Here is a 19,403-nt window from a genome sequence, read left to right as displayed (position 1 = left end):
TTTGAGACAGGGAAAAAACGTTGCTTGCTATGTTACCGACGGTGCTTTTCAGTTATCCGGCGCACAAAGCCTGACGAACTTGTGTGAGGGAATTGATCATTACCGCTATAATCGCCGACTTTTCGTCAGGCTATACGATTTCAGACATGAGCCAATCCAGCGACCTTATTCAATCCGCGCAACGCACCATACGCCTTGAGCTTGAAGCCGTAGAAGGCTTGCTGGCGCATATCGACGCGGATTTCGTGCGCGCCTGCGAGATGATTCTGGCCAGCAAGGGCCGCGTTGTGGTGGTCGGCATGGGCAAGTCCGGCCACATTGGCAACAAGATCGCCGCGACCCTGGCGAGCACCGGGACCACGGCGTTTTTCGTGCACCCGGCCGAAGCCAGCCACGGCGACATGGGCATGATCACCAAGGATGACGTGATTTTGGCGCTGTCCAACTCCGGTACCACGAACGAAATCGTGACCCTGTTGCCGCTGATCAAGCGCCTGGGCATCCAGATGATCAGCCTCACAGGCAACCCTGAGTCAACGCTGGCCAAGGCCGCCGACGTCAACCTGAACGTGCACGTGGCCCACGAGGCCTGCCCGCTGAACCTGGCGCCCACCTCCTCCACCACCGCTGCGCTGGTAATGGGCGATGCCCTGGCAGTGGCACTGCTGGAGGCTCGCGGGTTTACCGCTGAAGACTTCGCATTTTCCCATCCCGGTGGCGCACTGGGCCGCCGCCTGTTGCTGAAAGTGGAAAACGTGATGCACAGCGGCGCCGAGCTGCCGAGCGTTCCACGCGGTACCCTGCTTCGGGATGCTCTGATGGAAATGACCCGCAAGGGCTTGGGCATGACCGCTATTGTCGAGACCGATGGCCGGCTGGCCGGGATATTCACCGACGGCGACCTGCGTCGCACCCTGGACCGCACCATTGATATCCATACCGCCACCATCGACGCCGTGATGACCCCTCACGGCAAGACCGCCCGCGCCGAAATGCTCGCGGCCGAAGCGTTGAAAATCATGGAAGACCACCGGATAGGTGCTCTTATAGTGGTCGACCACGATGATCGGCCGATCGGGGCCCTTAACCTTGGCGACTTGCTGCGCGCAGGAGTGATGTAAATGACCAGCGACCTGATGCAACGCGGTAAAAACATCAAACTGGCGATTTTCGACGTTGACGGCGTGCTGACGGATGGCCGCCTGTACTTCCTCGAAGACGGCAGCGAATTCAAGACCTTCAACACCCTCGACGGCCAAGGCATCAAGATGCTGATGGCAGCGGGCGTGCAAACCGCAATTATCAGCGGTCGAAAAACACCGGTTGTGGAACGTCGCGCACAAAACCTCGGTATTCCTCACCTGTATCAGGGCCGCGAGGATAAACTGGTGGTACTGGACGAGCTTCTTGGCCAACTCAACCTAAGCTATGAACAGGTCGCCTATCTGGGCGACGACCTGCCAGACCTGCCGGTGATTCGCCGGGTGGGCCTGGGTATGGCCGTCGCGAATGCCGCAGCGTTTGTGCGCGAACACGCCCATGGCATCACCACCGCCCGTGGCGGCGAAGGTGCCGCCCGCGAGTTCTGCGAGTTGATCCTGCGTGCCCAGGGCAGTCTTGAAGCGGCCCACGCCGCCTACCTATAGAGCGTTATATGCTGAGCAAAAAGATTCGCAACTTCCTGTTATTCGGGGTCATCGCCGCGCTGCTCCTGGCGGTGGGCTACTGGAATATCAGCCCGGAGCGCTTTCTCGACAAGCCTGTTGCGCAGGTTGACGAAGGCCTTATCGACTATTACGCCACCAATGCCTACAGCATTCAGTACCTGCCCGACGGCAAGGTGCAGTATGAGATGACATCGGACAAGGTCGAGCACTTGAAGGCTTCCGAAGTCAGCCTGCTGACCAATCCGGACCTGAACCTGTATCGCGGCACCGAGTTTCCCTGGCACGTCACCAGCAAGCGTGGCGAGGTCAACCCGGACGGCACCGAAGTTGAACTGATCGACTCGGTTCGCGTCGCACGTACAGACGCGCAGAACCGCGACACCATCATTACCAGCAGTCGCATGACCGTATTCCCACAGAAGCAATATGCGCAGACCGAGCAAGACGTTAGAATCGACGGCGCTGGCGGTGTATCGACTGGCAAGGGAATGAAAGCGTATTTGAAAGAAAGCAGGATACACCTGCTATCGAACGTAAGAGGACAGTATGAGGCTCGTTAAAACCCTCCCTATTTTGCTCGGTCTGGGCGCAGCACTGGGAAGCGTGAGCGCCTGGGCTCTGCCGAACGATAGCCAGCAACCGATCCATATTTCGGCTGACGATGCACAGCTCGATGACAAGAAAGGTGTCGCCACCTATACCGGCGGCGTGATCATCACCCAGGGCTCGATGAAGATTACCGGTAACACGGTGACTCTGACGCGCACCCCCGCAGGCGACATTGACGTGGTGACGTCGGTGGGCAACCTGGCTTATTTCGAGCAGAAGCAGTCCGCCACCGACACCGGCCCGATGAAGGGCTACGGCAAGACCATCCAGTATCACGCCCAGCAGAATCGTATCGTGCTGATCGACCAGGCCAAGGTACTGAGCCCCGACGGCAACTCGACCGAAGGTGAAAAGATCACCTATGACACCGTCAAGCAGATCGCCAACGCCGGTCGCGCCAACGGCAACAAGGTCACCGCACCGCGCCCGCGCATCGACATGGTTATCCAGCCGAAGAAGAAGGCCGAGTAATGGCAACCCTGAAAGCCCAGCACCTGGCCAAGGCCTATAAAAGCCGCCAGGTGGTACGCGATGTCAGCCTGTCGATCGAGAGCGGCCAGATCGTCGGTTTGCTCGGCCCTAACGGTGCCGGCAAAACCACCTGCTTCTATATGATCGTCGGGCTGGTCCAGGCAGACCAGGGTCGCGTATTGATCGACGACCTGGATGTCAGCCACCAACCCATGCACGGTCGTGCACGGGCAGGTATCGGCTATCTTCCCCAAGAGGCGTCGATCTTCCGCAAACTGTCGGTGGCCGACAACATCATGGCGATCCTCGAGACCCGCAAGGAACTCGATCGCGATGGCCGCCGCCAAGAGCTGGAAAGCCTGCTGCAGGAATTCCACATCAACCATATTCGCGACAACCTCGGCATGAGCTTGTCCGGTGGTGAACGTCGTCGCGTGGAAATCGCCCGCGCCCTGGCGACCGCGCCGAAATTCATCCTGCTGGATGAACCCTTCGCCGGTGTCGACCCGATTTCGGTGGGTGATATCAAGCAGATCATCCATCACCTCAAGGCCAAGGGCATTGGGGTGCTGATCACGGACCACAACGTGCGCGAGACCCTGGATATCTGCGAAACCGCTTATATCGTCAACGATGGTCAGCTGATTGCCGAAGGCGATGCCGAGACGATCCTGGCTAACGAGCTGGTGAAGGAAGTGTACCTGGGTCACGAGTTCCGCCTGTAAACACAGGGGTATCGCGCTTTTCCCTGGAGCGCGCGGGAGTCAATGGAAACCTCGGTTTTTTTATTGTTACCGCGCTCTAGGCAAAGGCCCCGAGATCAGGCATATAATTTGCTTATGTTTGGCGCTCACGCGCCCTGTCGTGGATGGCGCATTGCGCCGGCGAATAAGGTGTTAAGCCCCTGCCATGAAACCATCGCTAGTCCTGAGAATGGGCCAGCAGCTGACGATGACACCGCAGCTGCAACAGGCCATCCGCCTGCTCCAATTGTCGACCCTGGACCTGCAACAGGAAATCCAGGAGGCCCTGGAGTCCAATCCGATGCTCGAACGCCAGGAAGAAGGCGACGACTTCGACAACGCAGATCCGCTGGCCGACAACATCGAGCAAAAACCCAATCCCGACGTGCAGGAACCCTCCTATCAGGAAACCGCCCCGACGGTGGATAACCTGGAGGAAGGCGACTGGAACGAACGCATTCCCAACGAGCTTCCCGTGGACACCGCGTGGGAAGACGTCTACCAGACCAGCGCCAGCAGCCTGCCGAGCAACGATGATGACGAGTGGGACTTCACCACCCGTACGTCGGTGGGCGAGAGCCTGCAGAGCCACTTGTTGTGGCAACTGAACCTGGCGCCGATGTCCGATACCGATCGCCTGATCGCGGTCACCCTGATCGATTGCATCAATAACCAGGGCTACCTGGACGAAACCCTCGACGAGATCCTCGAGGCCTTCGACCCGGAACTGGACATCGAACTGGACGAAATCGAAGCCGTCCTGCACCGCATCCAGCAATTCGAACCCGCCGGCATCGGTGCCCGCACACTCAGCGAGTGCCTGTTGCTGCAACTGCGCCAACTGCCGGCCAAGACGCCATGGCTCACCGAAGCGCAACGCCTGGTCAGTGACTACATCGACCTGTTGGGCAGTCGTGACTACAGCCAACTGATGCGCCGCATGAAGCTCAAGGAAGATGACTTGCGCCAGGTCATCGAGCTGGTGCAAAGCCTCAACCCGCGTCCGGGCTCGCAGATCGAATCCAGCGAAGCCGAATACGTGGTCCCCGACGTCATCGTGCGCAAGGACAACGAACGCTGGCTGGTGGAGCTGAACCAGGAGTCGGTACCGCGCCTGCGGGTCAACCCGCAGTACGCCGGTTTTGTGCGCCGCGCTGACACCAGCGCCGACAACACCTTCATGCGCAACCAGTTGCAGGAAGCGCGGTGGTTCATCAAGAGCCTGCAAAGCCGCAACGAAACCCTGATGAAAGTCGCGACCCAGATCGTCGAACACCAGCGAGGTTTCCTGGAATACGGCGACGAGGCCATGAAGCCTCTGGTGCTGCACGACATCGCCGAAGCCGTTGGCATGCATGAATCGACGATTTCGCGGGTCACTACGCAGAAATTCATGCATACCCCGCGGGGTATTTATGAGCTGAAATACTTTTTCTCCAGCCACGTCAGCACCTCCGAAGGCGGCGAATGCTCGTCCACGGCGATCCGCGCGATCATTAAAAAACTGGTTGCCGCGGAAAATCAGAAAAAGCCGTTGAGTGACAGCAAGATCGCTGGTTTACTGGAGGCACAAGGCATTCAGGTCGCCCGTCGAACCGTCGCCAAGTACCGCGAGTCCCTAGGGATCGCGCCTTCCAGCGAGCGTAAGCGTTTGATGTGACGGGCGGGCCACAGCGTTCCAGTGGTGGGTATTCCTGCCCACCGCTTTATGCACTGGCAACGAAGGAGAAGCTGTATGCAAGTCAACATCAGTGGACACCAGCTGGAAGTCACCAAGCCCCTGCGTGAATACACCGAGAGCAAGCTGAACAAGCTTGCGGGGCATTTTGACAAGATCACCAACGTGCAGGTCATCATGGAGGTCGATAAGCTCAAGCAGAAAATCGAGGCCACCCTGCACGTACCGAATGCCAAGCTCGTCGCCAATGCGGAACATGAAGACATGTACGCGGCAATCGACTCGCTCTACGACAAGCTCGACCGCCAACTCATAAAGCATAAGGAAAAGAATCTGCACCTGATGCAAGGTACAGGTCGTTAACTCTCCCCCCATGATCCGACTTGAATCCATCCTGACCCCCGGCCGTTCCCTCGTGAACGTGCCGGGCGGCAGCAAGAAAAAAGCCCTCGAACAAATTGCCAACCTGATCGCACGCGAAGTGCCGGATCTGGAGATGCAAGATGTCTTCGAAGCGTTGATTGCCCGTGAAAAACTCGGTTCCACCGGTTTTGGCAACGGCATCGCCATTCCGCACTGCCGCCTCAAAGGCTGTGAAACACCTGTGAGCGCCTTGCTGCACTTGGATCACCCCATTGATTTCGACGCCATCGACGGCGCCCCGGTCGACCTGCTGTTTGTGCTGCTGGTCCCGGAAGCCGCCACCGATGCGCACCTGGAACTGCTCCGGCAGATCGCCAGCATGCTGGACCGCAAGGATGTACGCGACAAACTGCGCAGCGCCTCCAGCAATGAAGCGTTGTACCAAGTTGTCCTGGATGAACAAAACGGGCAGTAATCATGCGTTTGATCATCGTCAGCGGTCGCTCCGGCTCCGGTAAGAGCACCGCCCTCAATGTGCTTGAGGACAACGGCTTCTATTGCATCGACAACCTGCCCGCCGGCCTGCTGCCAGAGCTGGCGGAACGTGCACTGATCCATACCGAATTGGCGCAGCCCCTGGTTGCGGTCTCGATTGACGCCCGCAACCTGCCCAGCCACCTCTCGCGGTTCCCGGAACTGTTGGAAGAAGTGCGCGCCAAGCACATTCATTGCGATGTGCTGTACCTGGATGCAGACGAAGAAACCCTGCTCAAGCGGTTCTCCGAAACCCGTCGACGCCACCCCCTCAGCAGTGCCAACCGCTCTCTGGCCGAAGCCATCGAGGACGAGACCAAACTGCTGGGGCCGATCATTGACCTGGCCGACCTGAAGATCAACACCACCAACCTGAACCTGTATCAGCTTCGCGATGCGATCAAGCTGCGCCTGCTGAACCAGCCTGAGCCGGGGACGGCGTTTCTGGTCGAGTCGTTTGGCTTCAAGCGCGGCATGCCGGTAGACGCCGACCTAGTGTTCGATGTTCGCTGCCTGCCTAATCCTTACTGGAAGCCGGAATTACGTGATCAGTCGGGGCTGGACCAGCCTGTGGTCGACTACCTGGCCGCGCAACCAGACGTAGAAGAGATGTTCCAGGACATCTCCAGCTACCTGCTCAAATGGTTGCCGCGCTTTGCCGCCAGCAATCGGGCCTATGTCACCATTGCTATTGGCTGCACCGGCGGCCACCACCGCTCGGTCTATTTGACTGAACGGCTGGGACAGGTGCTGCAACAAACCCTCAAGAACGTCCAGGTTCGCCACCGCGACCTTAGCTGAAAGGAACACCACTGCGATGCCGGCTCGGGAAATTGAAATCATCAACAAGCTGGGCCTGCACGCCCGGGCGTCGGCTAAGTTCGTCGGCGTGGCCGGGCAGTTCCCCTGCCAGATCCGTGCTGGGCGCACCCCAGAGTCCATGGTCGATGGCAAAAGCATCATGGCGATGATGATGTTGGCGGCCGGCAAAGGCACCAAAATCCATCTGAAAACCGAAGGTGAGCAAGAGCAGGAGGCTATGGACGCACTGGTCGCACTGATCAATAACTACTTCGACGAAGGCGAATAACCCCTGCGGTAGGAGCGAGCTTGCTCGCGAAAAACGTCAACGATAACGCGGGCATCCTGGTTAAACGCAGTGCTCTCAGGTTTTTCGCGAGCAAGCTCGCTCCTACATAGATAAAGCCATCCTCAGCCCAACGCCGTATCCATCACCATCATCAGGCAAAACCCGAGGCACAGCCCAAGGCTGGCGAGCTTTTCATGACCATTACGGCGCGACTCGGGGATGACTTCATGAGTCACCACCAGCAACATTGCCCCAGCGGCCAGCGCCAGACCCAACGGCAACAACACTTCGGCAAGGCTCACCAGCCATGCGCAGAGCACCGCAAATACCGGTTCAACCAAGCCTGATGCAGCGCCAATCAGGAAGGCCTTGACCCGCGACATTCCCGCTCCCGCCAATACCAACGCAATCACCAGCCCTTCGGGGACATCCTGCAGGGCAATGCCCATGGCGAGGCTGTCGGCATCCGCCATGCCTCCGCCCGCAGAGACACCCACGGCCATGCCTTCCGGGATGTTGTGCGCAATGATGGCAAACACGAATAACCAAATACGCGGCGGGATAACCGGTTTATCCGGTGTACCCACCAGCATTTCCGGGCTGGCGCCAGAGACCTTGCGGTCCACCAGGTACAGGCCGAACGCTCCGAGCATGATGCCGAAGCTGATCAGGCCACCGGCGCCCCAGGGTGACAGCCCCAGGCTTTCAGCAGCCGCGATACCCGGCACGACCAGGGAAAACGCGGTCGCCGCCAGCATCACACCAGCCCCAAAGCCCAGCAGGGTATCGCTCAGCGCCATCGGCATGCGCCGAATCACCAACACCGGCACCGCCCCCAGCGCGGTGCCGAGCGCGCAGATCGCCCCGCCCTGCAAAGCACGCAGGATGCGCGGTTCCAGGTTCAACCAGGCCAGCCCATGGGCCACCAATAACGCAGTACCTGCCAATAGCAGCAGCGTGCCAAACGCATAACGAAACATTCGTACGCTACCGATCGCCAGTGTTTGAGTGCCCATAGTCGGCCTTAGATCTTGTTATGGAGTGAGTGTCAGGCCAAGGCCGCCTGATAGCGCGCGGCAACTTCCGGCCAGTTGATGACGCTATAAAATGCATTGATGTACTCGGGTCGTCTGTTTTGATATTGCAGGTAGTAAGCGTGTTCCCAGACGTCCAGACCGAGGATGGGTGTATTGCCGCTCATCAGCGGACTGTCCTGGTTGCCGCTGCTTTCCACCACCAGCGTTTTTTGTGGCGTAACGCTCAACCAGGCCCAACCACTGCCGAAACGCGTCAACGCCGCCTTGGTAAAGGCTTCCTTGAAGCTGTCAAAGCCGCCAAGTTGTTCGTCGATGGCCTTGCCCAGCGCACCCTCGGGTTTGCCTCCCCCTGTCGGTGACATGACCGCCCAGAACAACGAGTGGTTCGCATGCCCGCCTCCTTGGTTGACCACGGCGGCGCGTAATTTCTCAGGCAATGTTTGGACGCTGGACACCAGCTTCTCCACCGGCCAGCCGGCGAACTCAGTGCCCTCGACTGCGGCATTGAGGTTATTGATGTAGGTCTGGTGGTGTTTGGTGTAGTGAATTTCCATGGTTTGCGCGTCGATATGCGGCTCGAGGGCGTCGTAGGCGTAAGGCAAGGCCGGCAAGGTATAAGTCATATCAATGTGCTCCATAGTGGGACGTAGACGTTGGCGTCGCAGCACTGCCCAGCAGCCGATGAGTGCGTGGGTATTCGCCGTGATCGCTGATGAAATTCAGCAGCTCGACGTAGGTCTTGCTGCTCTGGCGCAGCGCGGCCTCGCGCAATGACGGGCTCAGGCGTGGGTCCTGCATGGTCTGCAATAGACGCTGATGGATAGCACACAGGTATTCCGCGCTTTCCTCAGGCTGGTTCAGGCGCAAGTGCAGGTCCGCCAGGTTGTGATGGGAAATGACGCAAGCCGCCACTGCTTCGTCAGCATCCGCCCAGCGTTCGAACAACACTTGGGCCAGGGCCAGGGCTTGCAGATAGGCCTCGCGAGCGTCAACCAGCTCACCCGCCATAAAGCAGCGATTGGCCCGTTCGATCGTGCGTTTCCAGTGCTCCATGGTGAGCCTCCAAAGCAGGGTCGTTGATTACACGCCGCCAGCCGTGAGCTTTTCCGGGTCCAGCAGGACTTCCAGTTGGCTGCGAGGCAGGTCGGTGTGTTCGAGGGCGACCTCGATCACCGGGCGGCCTTGCTGATACGCCTTCTTGGCGATTTCAGCGGCTTTCTGGTAGCCGATGATCGGGTTCAGTGCGGTGACCAGGATCGGATTGCGCGACAGCGCTTCCTTGAGCTTGGGTTCGTTGACCTTGAAGCTGGCAATGGCCTTGTCCGCCAGCAACCGGCTGGCATTGGCCAGCAACTCCAGGCTGCTGAGCAGGTTCTGGGCAATGATCGGCAGCATCACATTCAGCTCGAAGTTGCCCGATTGGCCGGCCACGGTGATCACTGTGTCGTTGCCAATAACCTGGGCGGCCACCATGGCCGTGGCTTCTGGAATTACCGGGTTGACCTTGCCCGGCATGATCGAGGAGCCCGGCTGCAACGCCTCCAGTTCGATTTCACCGAGGCCGGCCAATGGGCCAGAGTTCATCCAGCGCAGGTCATTGGCAATCTTCATCAGTGACACCGCCGTGGCTTTCAACTGGCCAGAGACTGCAACGGCGGTGTCCTGAGAGCCAATCAGCGCGAACAGGTTCTTGCCGGGGGTGAACTTCACGCCGGTCAAAAGGCTCAGTTGCTGGCTGAAGCGCCCGGCAAACTCGGGGTGCGCGTTGATCCCGGTACCGACCGCCGTGCCGCCCTGGGCCAGTGCTTGCAGCGCCGGCAGCAGGTCCTGCAAGTGGCCGATATTGGCCTTGAGCTGCTGCGCCCAGCCGTTGAGCACCTGGCTCATGCGCACCGGCATGGCGTCCATCAAATGCGTGCGGCCGGTCTTGATGAACGGGTGAACCGCCTCGGATTTGTGCTCGATGACCTGCACCAGATGCAACAGGGCCGGCAGTGTTTGCTCATGCAGCACCAACGCGGCACTGACGTGGATGGTGGTGGGGATGATGTCGTTGCTGCTCTGGCCGCAATTGACGTGGTCATTGGGGTTGACCGTCTCGCCGAGCAAACGGCTGGCAAGGGTCGCGATCACTTCGTTGGCGTTCATGTTGGAGCTGGTGCCAGAGCCGGTCTGGAAGATATCCACCGGAAAATGCTGCATGTAGTCGCCTTCCAGCAGGCCTTGGGCGGCATCGACAATGGCCTTGCCCTGCCCTTCGCTGATTTGCTTGAGGTCGACGTTGACCCTCGCGGCGGCGGTCTTGGCCAGGATCAGGGCGCGGATGAACTGCGCCGGCATGGGTTGATGACTGATCGGAAAATTATTCACGGCACGCTGGGTTTGCGCGCCATACAAAGCGTCTTGCGGCACACGCAGTTCGCCCATGCTGTCGCGTTCGATACGGGTGTTACTCATCATTAGATCCTTGCACCAAGTCAGAAACGGAAATCGAAGGCAGTAATTCGCAGCTCGCCAATTGCCAGGCAAAGGTCTGCCAGCGCTTGAGGCGGCAGGCACAGTGGGAGAGTTTTTCCAGGTCGCGCAATGGCCGCCAGGCCTGGTCCAGGCACAGGGAGCGCCAATGCCAGGGCAAGGCGATATCGCTGGCAGTGTCGATCAACAAGCGAAATGAGGTTTCGGCGATCGTCCACGGATGGGTTGCGGTGCAACACGCCAGGTACCGACCTTCGTTGAGGTAATGCTCGATCAGGCGGGGTTCATTGGGATCCAGGCCACAGCGAATCTGGCGGCTCATCCAACGCCAGCTTTCCAGATAGGGATCCTCATGCAGAACAGAACTCATGAGCCACACTCATTCGGTAATGATATTTATTATTAAATGATATTGAGAATCAAAACAAGAGTGGCCCATTGATCTTGCGAAAAGACCCGCAATAAAAAAGGCGCGCCATCTTTGCGATGGCGCGCCTTTTGGGACGTGCTGGAGGGATTAGCTGCCAGCGACTGTCATGCGTTCGATCAGCACCGAACCCGTACGGATATTGCTGCGCAGTTCCAGGTCGTTACCCACGGCAACGATTTGCTTGAACATATCGCGCATATTGCCGGCGATGGTCACTTCCTGGACGGCGAACTGAATCTCGCCATTCTCCACCCAGAAGCCCGCCGCACCACGCGAGTAGTCACCGGTGACCATGTTGAGGCCATGGCCCATCAATTCAGTCACCAGCAACCCGCGCCCCATCCGCCGCAACAACGCGGCCTGGTCTTCATCGCCATGGGTCACGAACAGGTTATGCACGCCGCCCGCGTTGGCGGTGCTTGGCAGGCCCAGCTTGCGACCGGCATAAGTGCCCAGCACATAGGACACCAGCTCACCCTTTTCGACAAACGGCTTGGCATAGGTTGCCAAGCCATCGCCGTCGAACGACGAACTGCCCATCGCGCGCATCAGGTGCGGGCGCTCGTCGATGGTCAGCCACTCAGGGAACAGCTTCTGGCCGATGGCGCCTTCCAGGAACGAAGACTTGCGATACAGGTTGCCTCCGGAAATCGCCCCCAGGAAGCTGCCGAATAAACCACCAGCCAGCTCAGCGGAAAACAGCACAGGCACTTCGCAGGTCGGCACCGGGCGCGCGCCCAGGCGGCTTGCAGCCCGTTGCGCCGCACGCAGGCCAATGCTTGCAGGGTCTGCCAGTAAATCGCCTTGGCGGTTTACGTCGTACCAGTAATCACGCTGCATCTGCCCGTTGGCTTCGGCAATCATCACGCAACTGAGGCTATGACGCGTGGAGGCATAACCCCCGATAAAGCCATGGCTGTTGCCGTAGACGCGGCAGCCCTGATGGGTGCTCAAGGTGGTGCCGTCCGCATTCTTGATGCGGGCATCGGCATCGAAGGCTGCCGCTTCGCAGGTCAGCGCCAGCTCAATGGCTTGCTCAGGGGTGATATCCCAGGCATGGAACAGGTCAAAATCCTGCACATCCTTGGCCATCAGCGCCTTGTCGGCCAGGCCCGAGCTTTCATCCTCGGACGTGTGCTTGGCAATCGCCAGTGCCGCGGCGACGGTCTCGCGAATCGCCTCAGGGCCACTGGCGGAAGTGCTGGCCGAGCCTTTGCGCTGGCCTGCATACAAGGTAATGCCAAACCCTTGGTCACGATTGAATTCGACCGTTTCCACTTCCCGCTGGCGCACCGAAGTCGACAAGCCTTGCTCCAGCGACACCGCCACTTCACAGGCGCTGGCCCCCTGGCGCTTGGCCTCGGCAAGGATCTGCTCGACTTGTTCCTGCAGTGCCGGTAACGCTTGTGGACCGACGCTTTGGGCTGCACTCATGGTTTTCTCCACTCAAATTCTGCTTTCGGTAATGGCCATCGAGCGACCGGGCCGGACAAGCGGCCCCCGACTGGTTATCATGGCGGCGTTTCTTTGCGGACTGCCACCATGGTTGATTCTTACGACGACTCCCTCGATGGGGAGAAAAGCAAAACCCAGGTCAAACGTGAGCTGCATGCTCTGGTTGACCTTGGCGAGCGCCTTACAACGCTCAAAAAGGATTTGGTTGCAAAACTGCCACTGACCGACGAAATGCGTCGAGCCCTGGCCGATGCGCCCAAGCACACCGCGAATATCGCGCGTAAACGGCACATCTCGTTTATCGGCAAGCTGATGCGTGATCAAGACATTGACGCCATTCTGACTTTGCTCGATCAAACCGATGCCTCCACTCGCCAGTACAACGAACGCTTCCACAACCTGGAACGTTGGCGTGACCGCCTGATCTCGGGCGATGACGCGGTGCTGGAGAAATTCGTACTGGACTACCCGGACGCGGACCGCCAGCAATTGCGCTCCCTGATCCGTCAGGCCCAGCACGAGCTGGCGCATAACAAGGCGCCAGCCACCAGCCGTAAAATCTTCAAGTACATCCGTGAGCTGGACGAGACTCAACGCGGCCTGCGCTGATCCTCTTCTCCGGGTGGCGGTCTTCGCCACCCGAAGCTTGCGTTCCTACGACCCCGTGCCACCCACGGTGATCGCATCAATTTTCAAGGTTGGCTGGCCGACACCTACCGGCACCGACTGCCCATCCTTGCCGCACGTGCCCACGCCGCTGTCCAGCGACAGGTCGTTACCGACCATCGACACCTTGCTCATGGCTTCGGGCCCGTTACCAATCAGCGTCGCCCCTTTGACCGGCGCGGTAATCTTGCCGTCTTCGATCAGGTACGCCTCGCTGGTGGAGAACACGAACTTGCCGCTGGTGATGTCCACCTGGCCGCCGCCGAGGTTGGCGCAGTAGATACCGCGTTTGACCGAGGCAATGATTTCTGCCGGATCGCTCTGGCCACCGAGCATGTAGGTGTTGGTCATGCGCGGCATCGGCAGGTGCGCGTAAGACTCGCGACGACCATTACCGGTACGCGCCACGCCCATCAGGCGGGCGTTGAGCTTGTCTTGCATGTAGCCCTTGAGCACGCCGTTCTCGATCAGGGTGGTACATTCGGTCGGCGTGCCTTCGTCATCGACACTCAGCGAACCACGGCGGCCGGCCAGGGTGCCGTCATCGACAATGGTGCACAGCTTGGACGCAACCATTTCGCCCATGCGCCCGCTATAAGCGGAACTGCCCTTGCGGTTGAAATCGCCTTCCAGGCCATGGCCCACGGCTTCGTGGAGCAACACCCCAGACCAACCCGAGCCCAGCACCACCGGCAAGGTACCGGCCGGTGCCGGTATCGCTTCCAGGTTGACCAATGCCTGGCGCAGCGCCTCACGGGCATAGCCCATGGCACGGTCGTCAGCGAGGAAATAACGGTAGTCGGTGCGCCCGCCGCCGCCATGGCCACCGCGCTCGCGGCGCCCGTTCTGTTCGACGATCACACTCACATTGAAACGCACCAGTGGCCGTACATCCGCCGCCAGCCCACCGTCGGTGGACGCCACGAGGATGCGCTCCCACACGCCGGCCATGCTCACGGTCACTTGCTGGATACGCGGGTCCAAGGCACGGGTAGCTGCGTCGATACGCTTGAGCAGCTCGACCTTTTCCGCACGGCTGATCACTTCCAAGGGGTTATCCGGCGCATACAACTGGGCCACGTCCTGGGTACTGAATGCCTGCACCGTGCCATTCTGGCCGGCACGGGAAATCGAACGGGCGGCACGCGCCGCCAGGCCCAGGGCCTCCAGGGTGATCGCATTGCTGTAGGCAAAGCCGGTCTTCTCACCCGATTGCGCGCGAACGCCTACGCCCTGGTCAAGGTTGAAACTGCCTTCCTTGACGATCCCATCTTCCAGCGCCCAAGACTCGGAAATCTGCCCCTGGAAATACAGGTCAGCCGCATCGATACCCGGCCCGGCCAGATCGCCGAGCACGGTTTGCAGGCTTTCGATGGTCACGCCACCGGGTGCCAGGAGGTGATCACTGACTGAGGACAACAACTCGCTCATAGGTTTGGCCTTAAATTCATCGTTCTGAAGCAGGCCGCTGCGCGCCCTGCGAGAAAAAGCGCCGGTGATTGGTCACCGGCATGCGCGCCCGTATCGACGCCTGTTCACTGCTATCGCGTTCGGCCAGTAACACCGCTTCGCCTTGATCCTGTTGCGCTAGCACTCGGCCCCAAGGGTCGACAATCGCTGCGTGGCCAAAGGTTTCCCGTGGGCCTGGGTGCACACCACCCTGGGCGGCCGCCAGCAGGTAGCACTGGGTTTCGATGGCCCGCGCACGAATAAGCACATCCCAGTGCGCAGCCCCGGTCACCGCCGTGAAGGCCGAGGGCGCCGTAATCAGTTCAGCCCCCGCCGCACGCAACTCGCTGTACAGCTCGGGGAAACGCAGGTCATAACACACCGTCAACCCCACACGGCCCACCGGCGTATCCGCCACAACCACTTGGTTACCGAAAGCATAGTCGTCAGATTCGCGATAACGACCGCGAGCGTCCGCTACGTCCACATCAAACAAATGGAGTTTGTCGTAGCGAGCGACGATTTCACCCTGATCGTTGATCAGCAGCGAGCAAGCGTTGGGCTTGGCGTGGGGCTGGTCCTTGGGCGGCAACGGTAATGTGCCGGCCACTATCCATAAGGTGAGGTCGCGGGCGGCCTGTTTCAACCAGGGCAACACAGGCCCTTGGCCCAACGCCTCGGCGCGGCCAATGTCGGCCACGTCACGGCGCCCCATGGCGGCGAAATTCTCCGGCAGCACCGCGAGTTTCGCGCCACCGGCCGCCGCCTGTTCCAACAGGCGACGCGCCTGGGCGAGGTTGGCCAGCACGTCACTCTGGCTGACCATTTGAATTACCGCAAAGGACATGGGCCGACACTCCATACAGGGCATGGGGCCATGCTACTCCACAGCCTCTCAGTTTGGCTTTTCAAATGGCTTGTCGAAGGTGATTTTCGGATCCTTCCAAGGGCCCTGCACCTTGTATTGCACACTGGCAAAGCGCGAAACCCGGTCACCGATCAGCTTGTCGATCAAAAACAGCGCACCACCAATGGCCGGCGCACCGACAATCAGCGCCGCAATCGGCAGGTTGTTGGTCACAGGCAACGTGACCAGCAACTTGGCGTCGACGCGATCGGCAACCAGATCCAGGGTGCCGTTTAGCTCAAGATTGGTGGAAGGCCCGGTCATGGTGATGGGTTCGCGGGTCACGAACACGCCATTACTGGCGGCCAACAAGCCTTTGACCCGGTCGTAACTCAAGCCCTTGCCGAACAAGTCGGAAAAGTCCAAACGCAAACGCCGGCCAATGGAGTTGAAGTTAAGCAGGCCAAACACGCGCAATGCCTGGGCCCCGCCCTCCACTTCGACGAACTGACCTTTACGGAACGCAGCATCCAGGCTGCCGGAAAAGCGCTTGGGCCCGACCCAGGCCGGCGAACCCGGCCAGCGGCCATCCACGTCCAGGTGGAAGTCTTCGCTGGTCACCGTAGGCGCAAAACCCCACCCTTTGAGCACGTCGGCAATGTTACGGCCGTCGAGGCGGCCCTTGTACCAACTGCTGCTGGCGCCTGGCGCACCTTCCCAGCCCCCGGCGCCCTTGAGCAACATGCCCTTGAGGCCAAGGTCGAGGTTATTGAAAGCCAGGCCCTTGGCGGTCGGGCGGATTCTCAGCGACCAGGCGCCGATCAGGTCCGAGCCCTGGAACAATTGGTCGACGGCAATATCCAGGGCCGGAATGCTCTTGGGGTCGATATCGGCCAGCGGGTCCGGCGCGTTTTCGTCCGCCTGCGCGGTTGGGTCTGCCGCAGGCAATTTCACATATTTGAGGTTGACTGCAATCGGCGCGCCCTTGGCGTCCGGCAGGTTCACCGTGCCCTTGGCTTGCTGGCTATCGAGTTGCAGGCCCCAGGCCGCTGGTTTGCGATCAAGCTGCAAGCTGACCTGGTCAAACTGGGTACCAAACCCGGTCAGCTTGCCCACCTTGAAGTCCGCACCGCTGAGCAGTTGCTTGGCATTGCCACCTGGATCATTGCCCGCGTAGCGATCCACAAGTTTCTTCCAGGGATCGATATCCAGTTCCGACAGCACGCCACGAATGCGCAGGCCTTTGGCACCGGGCAGCACGGCATCACCATCGCCGAGGAACAGTTCGCCGCGGCCATCATTGAACGTGTCCGGCGGCGCGGCAAAAGTGAAATTCGCCAGCTCGCCGTAATCAAACCAGTAACGGCGTTCAGCGCCCTGCAAGGTCATACGAAAAGTGCTGTCACGCCCCTGGCTGGCCGGCATGCCAAACGGTGCCGGCAGGTCCACCGCGACGCCTTTGAGGTTGGAATTGACCATCAACTGGCTGTCTGCGCCGTCGAGGATCACTTGCAACTGGTAGGGAATATCGCCGGAGACCGGCAACGGCTGGCTGATGTTCAACCAGTCCGTGAGGCGCTTGACGGTGACCTGGCCATTGGCGGTCACGCGAGTGCTGATATTGCCCGGCTTGCCTTCGGCAAAGATCTGCGCCGTGATGGGGCGGTCGAACGCCTGGGCCGAGATCTTCTGCCCGCTCAGGCCCTTGGCGCTGTCGAAGCGAAAATCACCTTTGAGCTGGGTCAGGTCCAGCGGCGGTTCCGCCAATTGCAGGCGCGCCTTGTCGGTCTTGAAGTCCACCACGATCTTGGGCTCAGTGCCTTTGGCCAGCGGTACGTCCAAGTCCAGGCTACCTTGCAGGTCGCCCTCGCCTTTCCAGCCAGCGAACGTGGACGCCGTGCCGATAGGGGCTTCTTGAAGGATCTTCAGGCCGTCGCCCAAACCGCCGGAGAACCCGCCCGTGAGCAGCAGATGACTGTCCCCGCCCGCTGGGGCGTGGGGGATATTGACGTAGACATCCTTGACCTGGGTGTCGAGCAACTGGCCCTTGCTCGCCAGGATGCGTACGCCGCTTTCCTCGACGAACACTTCACCATTGACCTTGTTCACATGAGGCCAGCCGGGCTGGAAGGCCAGTTCGGCATCATGCACCTTGAAGAACAGGCTGATATTGCGCGACGCCGGCAGCGCATTGTGGCTGAGCGAACCCTGGTACTGGAAAAAGCCTTCGTCCACCGCACCCTTGAGGATCGCCGTGCGCAGCCATTCATCCAGCGCCGGGCTCAACACGGCCGGTAGGTATTTGGGAGTGAAACGGCCATCGCCATCGACCATGCCGACCCGCAGGTCCATGTAGTCTTCCTGGCTGTGGTCGAAATGCAGGCGAATCAGGAAGTCCGCCGCCACCTTGCCTTCCTCGCCCAGTACCTTGATATACGGGGCGATCAGGGTGAAGCCTTGCTTGTCCAGCTTCCAGGTCAGGCGCGCATTGGCCTGGATGTATTGCCACGGCTTGGCGAAGATCGGATACAGATGCAAGGAGAAGTCCTTGCTGTCCATGCGCAACTCGCCCTGGCCCAGGTCGCCACTGATGCTGCCGGACACATTGCGTGCGGCCGGCGCGCCAAAGTAGGCATCGAAGCCGACACGCTCCAGGTTGGCGGCAAAACTGAGTTTGCGGTCGGTGGTGTCTTGCGGCCGGAAGTCCACCAGCACATTGCGTAACAGGCCGGTGGCTTTGAGGTGTTCGACGGCCTTGGCGAAACCGTCCGGCAGCGGTGCCAAGGCGTTGAGCAGCGGTGTGATGGGAGTGAGGTCGAGACGATCGGCCTGCAACTTCCACACTTCCTGTTCCTTGTCGGTCGCCAGGCTTTGCTGCAATTGCAGGCGCGACTCCCAACGGGTTTCGCCAATGTTCATCGCCAAGGAATCAAACAGCACCTTGAGGCCAGTGTCACTGCGCTGCAGGTAGGCGGTCAGGGCCAGGTTTTCGAGGTGTACCGGCTTACGGTCGGCGTAGCTGCCCTTCACTTGGGGCGAATTGAGGCGTACCGCCGCGCTTTGCACTGTGCCTTTGGCCCAACTGAGCCAAAACTCGCCGCCGGCCTTCAATTGCGTCAGCTTCCATTGCTGGGTCAACCTCGCGGGAATCCACTTGGCCCAGTCGCTTTGCGGCAGGCTCAGGTAGGCATCGACCTCAGCGTCTTGCCACTGGCTGGCACGAATGCGGCTACGCAGGCTGACCGCCAACGGTTGGCCGTCGGGCAATGTCAGGCGAGCGTCCAGGCGCTGCTGGCTAATGCCGGTATGCAGGCTCAGGCCCACATAGGTTACGGTCACCGGCGCCTGGTCGAAGGGTTGCAGGGTCACCTGGCTGTCCAGCACCGACACGCGCTTGACCATCTGCATGCGCGTCAGCAGCTGTTGCGGGTCCAACGGCTGATTGTCCTGAACCGGCAAGCCTTGCAGCGTCCAGCGGCCGTCCTGGTCTTCCTTGACACTCAGTTGCAGGCCACTGACTTGCAGATGAGCGATGCGCACTTCGCGGGCCAACAGGCTGGCCCACATGTCCGGCACCACTTCCACCTGGTCCAGGCGCAAGGCACTGCTACCCTCGCCGACCATGACGTCGTGGGCCAGCAATACCGGGGCAAACCCGCTCCAGCGGCCCTCAAGGCTACCGATATGCAGCGGCGTCTCCAGCGCAGCCTGGGCCTTGGCTTCGACTTCGGCGCGGTATTCGGCCACCAGCGGGGTGAGTTCGCGCCCCAGGCTCACGTACACCGCTGCCAATACCAGCAACAACGCGCACAGGCCCAGGCCCCAACGGGTCAAAGCGGCAAAAAAGCGTATCAGACGCTCCATGTCAGGCGACCCTCAAAAAACAGTT

Annotated in this window: 20 protein-coding genes; 11 read left to right on the top strand and 9 right to left on the bottom strand. The window is 60.1% G+C overall.

The window, feature by feature from the left end; translation table 11 throughout:
- Nucleotides 1-146: 146 nt before the first annotated feature.
- From A7K61_RS14630 to A7K61_RS14585, 10 genes are all read left to right on the top strand, one after another.
- Nucleotides 147-1,121 carry a KpsF/GutQ family sugar-phosphate isomerase gene (locus A7K61_RS14630; RefSeq protein ID WP_032893550.1) on the top strand — a complete coding sequence of 325 codons (975 nt, stop codon included), beginning with the start codon at nt 147-149 and terminating at the stop codon, nt 1,119-1,121.
- Entirely contained in the window at nt 1,122-1,646 is a 525-nt protein-coding gene (locus A7K61_RS14625; RefSeq protein WP_003188588.1) for an HAD family hydrolase, read from the top strand. It abuts the gene before it with no gap.
- Between the two features lie 8 nt (nt 1,647-1,654).
- The gene (gene lptC, locus A7K61_RS14620) at nt 1,655-2,227 is read left to right on the top strand and encodes an LPS export ABC transporter periplasmic protein LptC (RefSeq protein WP_014716937.1); all 573 of its coding nucleotides are present in this window, start codon (nt 1,655-1,657) and stop codon (nt 2,225-2,227) included.
- Nucleotides 2,214-2,747 carry a lipopolysaccharide transport periplasmic protein LptA gene (lptA, locus tag A7K61_RS14615; RefSeq protein ID WP_003188584.1) on the top strand — a complete coding sequence of 178 codons (534 nt, stop codon included), beginning with the start codon at nt 2,214-2,216 and terminating at the stop codon, nt 2,745-2,747. Before lptC ends, lptA begins: the two co-directional genes overlap by 14 nt.
- Nucleotides 2,747-3,472 (top strand): LPS export ABC transporter ATP-binding protein, encoded by a 726-nt coding sequence (gene lptB, locus A7K61_RS14610; RefSeq protein ID WP_044271639.1) that lies wholly within the window; start codon nt 2,747-2,749, stop codon nt 3,470-3,472. The genes lptA and lptB overlap by 1 nt, the downstream gene beginning before the upstream one ends.
- A 184-nt stretch (nt 3,473-3,656) precedes the next feature.
- Nucleotides 3,657-5,150, top strand: coding sequence for an RNA polymerase factor sigma-54 (locus tag A7K61_RS14605; RefSeq protein WP_003188580.1), 1,494 nt, complete (start codon nt 3,657-3,659; stop codon nt 5,148-5,150).
- A 75-nt stretch (nt 5,151-5,225) separates the two neighbouring features.
- The gene (hpf, locus tag A7K61_RS14600; protein WP_003171804.1) at nt 5,226-5,531 is read left to right on the top strand and encodes a ribosome hibernation-promoting factor, HPF/YfiA family; all 306 of its coding nucleotides are present in this window, start codon (nt 5,226-5,228) and stop codon (nt 5,529-5,531) included.
- Between the two features lie 10 nt (nt 5,532-5,541).
- Nucleotides 5,542-6,006, top strand: coding sequence for a PTS IIA-like nitrogen regulatory protein PtsN (ptsN, locus tag A7K61_RS14595; RefSeq protein WP_047712596.1), 465 nt, complete (start codon nt 5,542-5,544; stop codon nt 6,004-6,006).
- A gap of 2 nt (nt 6,007-6,008) precedes the next feature.
- Complete coding sequence (gene rapZ, locus A7K61_RS14590) at nt 6,009-6,866, top strand: RNase adapter RapZ (protein WP_003188578.1); 858 nt, start codon at nt 6,009-6,011, stop codon at nt 6,864-6,866.
- Between the two features lie 16 nt (nt 6,867-6,882).
- On the top strand, nt 6,883-7,155 hold the full coding sequence (locus A7K61_RS14585; protein WP_044271635.1) for an HPr family phosphocarrier protein: 273 nt from the start codon (nt 6,883-6,885) through the stop codon (nt 7,153-7,155).
- A 122-nt stretch (nt 7,156-7,277) separates the two neighbouring features.
- Here the strand turns inward: A7K61_RS14585 and A7K61_RS14580 are convergent, their stop codons facing one another.
- From A7K61_RS14580 to pmbA, 6 genes are all read right to left on the bottom strand, one after another.
- Nucleotides 7,278-8,171, bottom strand: a complete 894-nt coding sequence (locus A7K61_RS14580; protein WP_032893556.1) for a ZIP family metal transporter — start codon at nt 8,169-8,171, stop codon at nt 7,278-7,280.
- A 32-nt stretch (nt 8,172-8,203) separates the two neighbouring features.
- Nucleotides 8,204-8,815 carry a superoxide dismutase gene (locus A7K61_RS14575; RefSeq protein ID WP_044271631.1) on the bottom strand — a complete coding sequence of 204 codons (612 nt, stop codon included), beginning with the start codon at nt 8,813-8,815 and terminating at the stop codon, nt 8,204-8,206.
- Nucleotide 8,816: 1 nt separating this feature from the next.
- On the bottom strand, nt 8,817-9,245 hold the full coding sequence (locus A7K61_RS14570) for a hypothetical protein (RefSeq protein ID WP_003188573.1): 429 nt from the start codon (nt 9,243-9,245) through the stop codon (nt 8,817-8,819).
- Nucleotides 9,246-9,272: 27 nt separating this feature from the next.
- Nucleotides 9,273-10,649, bottom strand: a complete 1,377-nt coding sequence (locus A7K61_RS14565) for a lyase family protein (protein WP_069557826.1) — start codon at nt 10,647-10,649, stop codon at nt 9,273-9,275.
- Nucleotides 10,642-11,037 carry a hypothetical protein gene (locus A7K61_RS14560; RefSeq protein ID WP_032893559.1) on the bottom strand — a complete coding sequence of 132 codons (396 nt, stop codon included), beginning with the start codon at nt 11,035-11,037 and terminating at the stop codon, nt 10,642-10,644. Before A7K61_RS14560 ends, A7K61_RS14565 begins: the two co-directional genes overlap by 8 nt.
- A gap of 147 nt (nt 11,038-11,184) precedes the next feature.
- Entirely contained in the window at nt 11,185-12,531 is a 1,347-nt protein-coding gene (pmbA, locus tag A7K61_RS14555) for a metalloprotease PmbA (protein ID WP_044271627.1), read from the bottom strand.
- Between the two features lie 108 nt (nt 12,532-12,639).
- Between pmbA and yjgA the strand changes: the two genes are divergently transcribed.
- Nucleotides 12,640-13,161, top strand: coding sequence for a ribosome biogenesis factor YjgA (yjgA, locus tag A7K61_RS14550; protein ID WP_003188568.1), 522 nt, complete (start codon nt 12,640-12,642; stop codon nt 13,159-13,161).
- A gap of 45 nt (nt 13,162-13,206) precedes the next feature.
- Here the strand turns inward: yjgA and tldD are convergent, their stop codons facing one another.
- Genes tldD through A7K61_RS14535 form a run of 3 tightly spaced genes read right to left on the bottom strand, consistent with a single transcriptional unit; the run spans nt 13,207 to nt 19,378 of the window.
- Nucleotides 13,207-14,649: a metalloprotease TldD gene (gene tldD, locus A7K61_RS14545; RefSeq protein ID WP_003188566.1), complete on the bottom strand. Its 1,443-nt coding sequence runs from the start codon at nt 14,647-14,649 to the stop codon at nt 13,207-13,209.
- Between the two features lie 16 nt (nt 14,650-14,665).
- Nucleotides 14,666-15,514, bottom strand: a complete 849-nt coding sequence (locus A7K61_RS14540) for a carbon-nitrogen hydrolase family protein (RefSeq protein ID WP_044271623.1) — start codon at nt 15,512-15,514, stop codon at nt 14,666-14,668.
- Nucleotides 15,515-15,562: 48 nt separating this feature from the next.
- A complete protein-coding gene (locus tag A7K61_RS14535) occupies nt 15,563-19,378 on the bottom strand; it encodes a YhdP family protein (protein ID WP_069557825.1) in 3,816 nt (1,271 codons plus the stop codon).
- Nucleotides 19,379-19,403 lie beyond the last annotated feature (25 nt).

The organism is Pseudomonas sp. AP42 (assembly GCF_001728935.1).
Classification (GTDB): domain Bacteria; phylum Pseudomonadota; class Gammaproteobacteria; order Pseudomonadales; family Pseudomonadaceae; genus Aquipseudomonas; species Aquipseudomonas lactis.
The sequence above is the reverse complement of the archived record's forward strand: the minus strand, read 5'-3'. Positions and strand labels throughout refer to the sequence as shown.